At 31.1% G+C, this 7,904-nt stretch carries 6 protein-coding genes; all 6 read left to right on the forward strand.

Translation table 11 applies throughout. From position 1 onward, the window contains the following. Window positions 1-174: 174 nt before the first annotated feature. The 6 genes from IV86_RS08395 to IV86_RS08420 are packed head-to-tail and all read left to right on the forward strand — an operon-like array spanning window position 175 to window position 7,867. Window positions 175-2,097: a BglG family transcription antiterminator gene (locus IV86_RS08395; protein WP_036672860.1), complete on the forward strand. Its 1,923-nt coding sequence runs from the start codon at window positions 175-177 to the stop codon at window positions 2,095-2,097. A 2-nt stretch (window positions 2,098-2,099) separates the two neighbouring features. Further along, window positions 2,100-2,546 carry a PTS sugar transporter subunit IIA gene (locus tag IV86_RS08400; protein WP_056979565.1) on the forward strand — a complete coding sequence of 149 codons (447 nt, stop codon included), beginning with the start codon at window positions 2,100-2,102 and terminating at the stop codon, window positions 2,544-2,546. A gap of 26 nt (window positions 2,547-2,572) precedes the next feature. Beyond that, a complete protein-coding gene (locus IV86_RS08405) occupies window positions 2,573-2,893 on the forward strand; it encodes a PTS fructose transporter subunit IIB (protein WP_036672810.1) in 321 nt (106 codons plus the stop codon). Window positions 2,894-2,907: 14 nt separating this feature from the next. Beyond that, a complete protein-coding gene (locus IV86_RS08410) occupies window positions 2,908-4,017 on the forward strand; it encodes a PTS fructose transporter subunit IIC (RefSeq protein ID WP_056979566.1) in 1,110 nt (369 codons plus the stop codon). Beyond that, window positions 4,017-6,614: a glycoside hydrolase family 38 N-terminal domain-containing protein gene (locus IV86_RS08415; protein ID WP_056979567.1), complete on the forward strand. Its 2,598-nt coding sequence runs from the start codon at window positions 4,017-4,019 to the stop codon at window positions 6,612-6,614. The genes IV86_RS08410 and IV86_RS08415 overlap by 1 nt, the downstream gene beginning before the upstream one ends. A 59-nt stretch (window positions 6,615-6,673) precedes the next feature. After that, window positions 6,674-7,867 carry an MFS transporter gene (locus IV86_RS08420; protein ID WP_056979568.1) on the forward strand — a complete coding sequence of 398 codons (1,194 nt, stop codon included), beginning with the start codon at window positions 6,674-6,676 and terminating at the stop codon, window positions 7,865-7,867. The last annotated feature ends 37 nt before the right edge of the window (window positions 7,868-7,904 follow it).

A 7,904-nucleotide genomic window follows, 5' to 3' on the forward strand; every position in this document is an offset into this window, starting at 1 on the left:
ACGGCCTCTTTTTATTTTTCTCAAAAAAATATTTACGAAAATTTTTTCTTTTTGCTATAAAAATGGCATTTAAATTGGTAAACCCAGAGATTACGGTTTTTAATCCGGTAAAAGAAAACGTTTTCATGTTTGGGCTGGGAAGTTAATATTAAATCAGGAAGGATAGTGATAGATGTGTTAGATGCTAGAGAATACGATATTATTGATATTCTTCTAAAAAGTCCTAAGCAAACAATATCTAATATAGCAAGGCGGATGAATTTGTCAGATAAGACAATTTCAAAGTCCTTAGATGCTATTGACGATTATTTTAAAGGAAGTGATATAGCTCTTATAAGGAAACCAAAAGTTGGAATTTTTTTGGATGGTAATCTTAATTCTATTAGGAAGTCTATAACAAGGGATGAAGAAGGAAAAATACCTAATAGTAGGGAAGAGAGGATTAAATTTTTATGCTTTGAAGTATTGGATAATTATAAATATTTTACATACCAAAAATTATCAAATACTTTGTATATAAGTAAAACTACATTAGAAAAAGATATGCAGCAGGTTAATGAAGTTTTTAATAAATTTCATAACAAGATTGAAAGTGTTCCTGGGAAAGGTTCATTTCTGAATATTTCAGAATATGAAAGACGTAAATTGACTTTGGATTTAATCCAATATTTTTGGGACCAGAACTGGCAAATAACTAAACAAGGTAATCAATATTTTCATTTACTTGAAGATGTTCCAAACTTTATTAATAAATTTATCGATGTTGATAAATTGAAAGATATTAATGACATTGTACAAAAATATTTGAATAGTGAACATTTGAATATAAGTGATTTGAATTATCAAACTTTAATTTTGGTAATGCTAATTACTATCAAAAGAATAAATAGTAAAAACATAGTTAAAATGGGAGATAAATTTAAGGTAAAGGGATTACATTATTCAGAAAGTCTACAATTGTTACTAAAAAATATTGAAATAATTTTCAATATTACAATACCGGAAACGGAAAGTGAATATATACAACAATATATTCGAGATAACACAGTGATTTGTTCAGAAGATACAGTCACAAAAGTTAATGATGATGATATAAAACGAATTATATTAACAACAAATACAGTAATCGCAGAATATGTGGATGGTAGTTTAATTCATCATCTAAAAACTGCATTTGAACGAATTCAGCGCAAATTACCAGTAATTAATCCATATATCCAAGATATAAAAAATAAATTTCCGTTATCGTTTGAAGAAGCGATAGCTATATGTAGAGAACTTGAAAGATTTTACAATATATCAATTCCAGAGAGTGAAATAGCTTATGTAGCGATGTATGTTCAGACGCGAAGAGAAAGCTTGAAAATGAAACGGAAATATTTAATACGGGTGCTGATAGTTTGTAGTACTGGGAAAGGAACTTCACGTTTATTAGCGGCAAGATTAAGAAGAACTTTTCAAGAAATAAAAATTAGTCGAATCGTTTCAATACAAGAACTAAATGATACCAAAATAGAAGAAGATTTAGTGTTATCTACCGTGAAAATAACATTACCTGGGCACCATTTGATAGTAGTGTCACCCCTTGTTAACGAAGAGGACGAACGAAATATCAAACGGTTTATCGAAGTTAGTAGTAAAACTAAAAATAATCGTAACATAGAATTTAGTAAATTAATAAATTCAGAGTTAGTTTTTTTGGATAAGAAACTTTTAACAAAAGAAGAAGTAATTAATTTCATTGGCGAACAATTAGTTAAATTAAATTATGCTAAAAAAGGTGTTTCAGAAAGCGCATTAGAAAGAGAAAGACTATCGTCAACAGCTTTTGAAAAATATGCTACACCACATGCAAAAGCAGAATTTATAAACAAATCAGCAATTGTTTTTATACGTTTAAAGAACGAGATTAATTGGCTAGGACAAAATGTGAGATTTATTTTTTTTATTTGTGTTAAGAACGAAACGCCTAACCAATTAGATCAAATATTTGATACATTGTTAGAAATTATTGAGGAAAATAAGGAACATAAAGAACATACCTTGAAGAACGAAAGTCCAGATAATATTGTTTGCTATCTGAAAGAAGGAATTTAGAAATGAAAGTATTAGAAGTATTTAATTCCCAAAGGGTAATGCTAGAGCTCGAAGCAAAAAATAAGAAAGATGTTATAACTCGAATGGCACAAGTATTGCTAGAACAAGGAGTTATTTCTGATAAAAATGCGTACGTAAAATCTGTTTTAGAACGTGATGAACATTCAACAACAGGAGTTGGTAATGCTATTGCAATTCCACATGGTAAGAGTGAAGTTGTAAACGAACCAGCAATTATTTTTGCTAAGTTACATCATGAAGTAGAATGGAATGCTCTTGATAATAAACCAGTAAAAATAGTAGTAATGTTGGCGATTCCTAATATAGCAAAAGGGAAAGTACACTTGGCATTATTATCTGAAGTCGCGGTTAAGTTGATGGATGATCAATTGGTAAATAAATTAAAGGAAGCTAAAACAGAAAAATGTGTAGTCGAACTTCTATCGTAAATTATTAAATAATGAAAGAGGAAAAAATGAAAAGAAAAATTATTGCAATTACAGCATGTGCAACTGGAATTGCACATACATATATGGCAGCACAAGCTTTAAAGAAGGAAGCTAAAAAGAAGGGATATTTAATTAAAGTTGAAACTCAAGGAGCAACAGGAATTGATAATGCTTTAACTAAAAAGGATTGTGAAATTGGCGAAGTAGTTATTTTTGCTGTTGATACAAAAGTAAGAGATGAAGATAGATTTATTAACAAAAAAATTTTAAAAGTCCCAGTTGCAGCACCTATAAAAAATGCTGGAAAGGTACTTGATGATGCACTTGCGTTAGTTGATGAAAATTAAGGAGGTACGTACAAATGAAAAATGTATTATCTGAAATTAAGAATCATGTTCTGACAGGAATCAGCTATATGATACCACTTGTTATAGCGGGTGCTGTTATTATGGCAATATCCCGTGTTGGAGGTTCAATATATGGGATCAAGGATATTTGGGATGAAAAATATGTACATAGTGGTAATGCGGTTATCCAGTTGCTTCATAGCATTGATGGCTTTGGAGGAACAGCACTAGGGCTGATGTTTCCAATTATTTCGGCATTTATTGCTTATTCTGTAGTGGATAAGTTAGGCGTTGCACCGGGGTTAGTTGGAGGGATGCTAGTAAAGGATATTAACGCTGGCTTTTTAGGAGCAATTGCATCTGGGCTAATTGCTGGGTACATTTGTCTTTTAATTAAGGATAATATCAAACTTCCTAAAACAATGGAATCTGTTGTTCCGGTATTTTTGGTACCAGTATTAGGAACATTAGGAACCCTGTTGTTAATTAATTATGTTATTGGAGTACCTTTTACAGCGTTAAACGTTGGTCTCGAGCATTGGTTGAATGGGTTGAGTGGAGGAAATCAAATTATTATGGCTACTGTTGTAGGAGCGATGGTAGGTTTTGATTTAGGTGGGCCCGTTAATAAAGCAGCTGTAACAACCGCAATGGCGTTATTAACAAGTCAGGTCTATGCTCCTAATACGGCAGCACAGGTGGCTATTATTATTCCACCAATTGGATTAGGATTAGCGACTATATTTGCAAAGAATAAGTATAACACTGAGTTACGTGAAGCTGGAAAGTCAGCAATCATCATGGGATTAGTTGGCGTTAGTGAAGGAGCGATTCCATTTGCTGTTGAAAATCCGACTAAAGTAGTCCCTTCAACTGTTATCGGATCAGCTATCGGGTCGGCAATGGCAGTGGGACTTGGTGCGGTTAATGAAGCACCTATTAGTGGTTTTTATGGATGGTTCACGGTACAAAGCTGGCCAATTTACGTAATTTCAATTGCAACAGGTTCAATATTTGTTGCTTTATTTAATGTGATTCTTAGGAGTAAGGATGCAGGTGACAACGATAACTTAAACAAAGATGAAGAAGATTACAGCTTTGACGAAGCGGAATGGGAGTCATAATGACAAATGTACATATCGTTAATCATACACATTGGGATCGTGAATGGTATTTTACTTCGATGGATGCTTTAGTATTGAGTGATCAACTTTTTTCAGATGTTCTGACAGAACTAGAAGAGCACAAAGAAGCTAATTTTGTTTTAGATGGACAATTATCTATTCTTGACGAGTTTATATCTTTATATCCAGAAAAAATTACAGAGATAAAAACGTTAGTTAAAAAGAATCAATTATTTATTGGTCCTTGGTATACACAATCAGATGCTAATTTTACATCAGGAGAGGCAATTTTACGTAATGCAATGATTGGCGACTTTGAGAGTAAAAAGTACGGAAAAAAAATGTGTATAGGATATTTACCGGATACGTTTGGTTTTAATGCACAAATGCCTGTTATTCTTCAAGAAGCAGGATTAGATAATATAGTAATGTGGCGAGGTTTAAATCTAAATAAACACGTTAAATCACCATATTTTAAGTGGGCTGGTATGGGCAATAAAAATACAGTTTATGCTATTAATATGCCACAAGGATATGGAACAGGGATGCTGCTTGAAGATTCTGTCGATTTTGTAGACGGTAGATTAGATCCTGCAGTGAAATTTATTAAAGCGTATGTGGATAAAGATATTTTAATACCTTCTGGTAATGACCAGTTAGCAATTATTCATGACTTAAAGAAGCAAATAGACAAAATTAATAAAATTGGTAAATACAACTATCAAATTAGTAGCTATCCTAATTTTCTTGAGACGTTAAAGAAAGATGCATCCAGTCTTGAGACGTATAAGGGGGAATTAAGAGATCCAGTACTTGCGCGAATTCATAAAACAATTGGATCTGTAAGGATGGATATAAAGCAAGAAATTTTTCATCTGGAAGATAAATTAACTTTTAGGATTGAACCTTTAATGGTTATTGCAAAAAAGGTAGGAATTAATTTAAGTAACAGGCTACTAGTATTGGCTTGGAAAAAATTACTTGAATGCCAAGCGCATGATAGTTTATCGGGATGTGTCTCAGATAGTGTTGCTAACGATATAAAACATCGATTAAAAGAAAGTAACGAAATTTGTAATAGTATTGAAAATATAATTTTAAAACAAATAAGTGATTACTTAGATATGAAGGAAAATGAAATATTAGTTGTTAATTCGTCTGTAAAAAAATTCATTGGTAATAAAACAGTGACTGTTTTATCTAAAAATCCCAATATTTGTTTTGAAGAAATTGAATCACAAGTATTAAATTCAAAGTATGTTGATAGCAGAGAAAATATTTTAAATGAAACTCCAGCAGGAAATCAATATATTACGGAAGATGGTTACTATATACTAACCATTGAAATTAAATGTGAATTGCCTCCGTTAGGGTTTAAGGTGTATAGGTTTAATTCAGATTCTTATGATGAACAAAAGGTCATGGTTAAAAATAAAAGTATTAAAGGCAAAAAAATTGAAATTTTATTTGATGGATCGACTGTGATATATAAAGATCAAAACGTTAAAATATTTGATTTTGTTAGTCTAATAGATGAAGGTAATGCGGGAGATACGTATGATTTTTCACCTTTAAAAAATGCGATGGCTAGTAGATTAGAATTTAACCATTGCATTTGTTATAGTTTTGGAGAGTATGAGGAAATGAAATTAGAAGGTAACGTAAAGTTACCTTATACATTGGAAGATAGGATCAATCATACGAGTAATAAAGAATTTAATTTCAAGATAGATTTTCTAATAGATAAAAACGATGAAATAAAGATAAAAGTTGATTTTGAAAATACAGTTTTAAACCATCGGGTGCGCTTAGCTTTAAATATGGGCGAAGTTATTAAGTATGCTAAAGCATCAATACCATTTGGGTATATAAAAAGAGAAAATATACCTTTAAATCATTGGAAAGATAAGTATGTTGAGATGCCTGTAAATGTAGAACCTTTTGATAAAGAAGTTTCAGTTAATACAGATAATTATAGTTTTAACGTCTTTACAACTGATACTAGAGAATACGAATATTTAGGTAATAAAATTTATTTTACATTGGTAGCTACAACTGATAGTTTAGGAAAACCAAATTTGCTTTACCGACCAGGTAGAGCATCTGGCGATACAACCAAAAAAGGACATATTATGATAAATACGCCTATGGCACAGCTAGAACATCAAAAAATGTCATTTGAATTTTGGATAAAGAAGGACAAGGTTAATCCGAACGAATTAAGATTAGCTGAATGGAAACATCAAAAAATACTACCAAATATAGCATATCAGAATCAAAATTTAAATTATTTTATTAATCGAATTGATAATAAAATTCAAAAATTTGATAAAAATATTTTTATAGAACGTGAGTATAGCGTACTTCAAGGTATGAGTATTGAGAATCTAGTTTCGAGTGTATATAACTCTTACTATGAGAAAGATGCATTTGTTATCCGTTTTGAAAATCCAACAAATGAACCAATTCAACTACCAATTGACACTTACTTTGATCGATTTCAAGTGACACGTATTAATGCGTTGGAGGAAGAACAAACTATGACGAGCACAATTGATGAGTATGGTGTTTTGTCATTCTTAGTAAAGACGAAATAATTAATTAGCTAAGAAGTAATTGCTTCTTAGCTAATTTTTTAGGGTAGGTGTTTTGAATAATGAGAATTATAAATAAGTTTGGAATTTCTAGAGATTTATTAATAGGTTTTGTTGGATTAACTATATTTATGCTCGGAGCAACTATTGAGACTGGTTGGTTTTCTTCTTATTTAGTTTCAGAAGGATTTTCAATTAAAGACGTTTCATTTATGTTTACTTTATATGGTATGTCAGTAGCCATAATGTCGTGGATTACAAGTTTTTTAATAAATAAATATTCAATCAAACATACCATGGCTGTCGGCGTTATTTCGTTGTTAATTACAACTGGGATCTTAATTTTAGGTTTGAACAAAAATAACTTTTTATTAATTATATGTGCTTATACGTTCAGAGGAATTAGCTATCCTCTTTTTGCGTATTCTTTTCTAGTTCTTATTACTTTGAGAGTAAGGACGTCTAATCTAGGTAAAGCAACGGCATGTTTTTGGCTTAGTTTTAATTTGGGAATGACAATTATTGGTCCCTCATTATCAGCTAAACTATTAAACTATATTTCACCTATAGATTTATTATGCATTGGATGCGTATTTTGTGTTTTGGGAGCTTCTCTGGTGTTTACAATTAAAAATGTTAGAACAGTAGATAAGAATACAACTCTTTTACAAGAATTAAAAAAAGGGTTATTCATCATGGTAGAAGATAGTAGATTTTTTTATGGGATGATTGTGAAAACAATAAATAATATTGGACAATTTGGTTTTATAATAATGATGCCAATTTACTTAGTTCAACATCAATTTACCCTAATTCAATGGAGTACCATTTGGTCTGCTTGTTATATTATCAATTCTTTTGCAAGTCTATACTTTGGAAATTTAGGGGATAAAATAGGCTGGCAAAAAGTGCTCATTTATTTTTCTGGCACGCTTACAGGTGTTTCGTGTTTGGTTATTATGTTAGGAGCTAAATTTTTCCCAGGAAATTATATATTGATGCTGTGCTCTTTTACACTATTCGCTTTTGGAGTTGCTGCATTTGGACCACTTTCAGCCTTAATACCAGCTATGATGCCAAACGATAAATCAACAGCAGTATCAGTTTTAAATTTAGGATCAGGCTTAAGCAATTTTGTGGGACCAATAATAGTCACCCTTATATTTCAGAAATTTGGGGGAGACATAGTACTGATTGTCTTTTCTGTTCTGTATTTTTTTTCAAGCATACTTTCGAAGAAATTAAAGTTAAAATAAGTAACTTATGGCTAAACATGCCCCAATTTCTGTCTTA

The organism is Pediococcus pentosaceus, assembly GCF_001437285.1.
GTDB classification, from domain to species: domain Bacteria; phylum Bacillota; class Bacilli; order Lactobacillales; family Lactobacillaceae; genus Pediococcus; species Pediococcus pentosaceus.

Coding starts and splice junctions, on each gene's coding strand:
- IV86_RS08400 (WP_056979565.1), top strand. CDS start 2,100: ATGAAAGTATTAGAAGTATTTAATTCCCAAAGGGTAATGCTAGAGCTC.
- IV86_RS08405 (WP_036672810.1), top strand. CDS start 2,573: ATGAAAAGAAAAATTATTGCAATTACAGCATGTGCAACTGGAATTGCA.
- IV86_RS08410 (WP_056979566.1), top strand. CDS start 2,908: ATGAAAAATGTATTATCTGAAATTAAGAATCATGTTCTGACAGGAATC.
- IV86_RS08415 (WP_056979567.1), top strand. CDS start 4,017: ATGACAAATGTACATATCGTTAATCATACACATTGGGATCGTGAATGG.
- IV86_RS08420 (WP_056979568.1), top strand. CDS start 6,674: ATGAGAATTATAAATAAGTTTGGAATTTCTAGAGATTTATTAATAGGT.